The 541-nt window shown below is 34.0% G+C and carries 1 protein-coding gene; it reads left to right on the forward strand.

What is annotated here, in order from left to right:
- Positions 1 to 38: 38 nt before the first annotated feature.
- Positions 39 to 541: cyclin family protein (locus tag AC23MC_RS16420; RefSeq protein WP_487569407.1), on the forward strand; the 503-nt coding region annotated here is incomplete at its 3' end.

The following is a 541-nucleotide window of genomic DNA, read 5'->3' on the forward strand; positions in this document are numbered from 1 at the left end:
TGTCTTGTCCTAAAATAGCTATACACAAAAAAATGTATATGGAAAACCCAGAACAAGAAATTTATGCTTCACGGGAGCACAAGCAAAGTCGTTATGACAAACGCTTGATTTTAAAAATTGTCAAAGAAGTTGAAAATGGATTGCCTAGAAAAGAAGCTAACCGGATTTATGGGTTAGGAAAAGCATCGTTAGATGGTTGGATGCGAGACTATGGCTCACCAGAATATCAAGAAAGAATCAAACGCAGAAGTTATACAAATCTTCAAAAGCGTACTATTGTCTCAGCCATAGAACAAGGAAGATTGACTATTAAAGATGCTAAAAAAGCCTATAATATCAAGACTGAGAAATTAATTCGTAATTGGATTATACAATATAAATCAGAAAAAGTCGAAATTTGTATTGAAAACACTTCTCCAATGGCTAAAGAGAAATCATCTTCAAAGGATTTAGAAAAAGAAGCTTTGCAAAAAGCTTTACAAGAAGCAGAGCTTAAAATAAAAGCCCTGAACACGCTAATTGATGTAGCCGAAGACCAACT

This window comes from Flavobacterium sp. T50_26, from assembly GCF_057652995.1.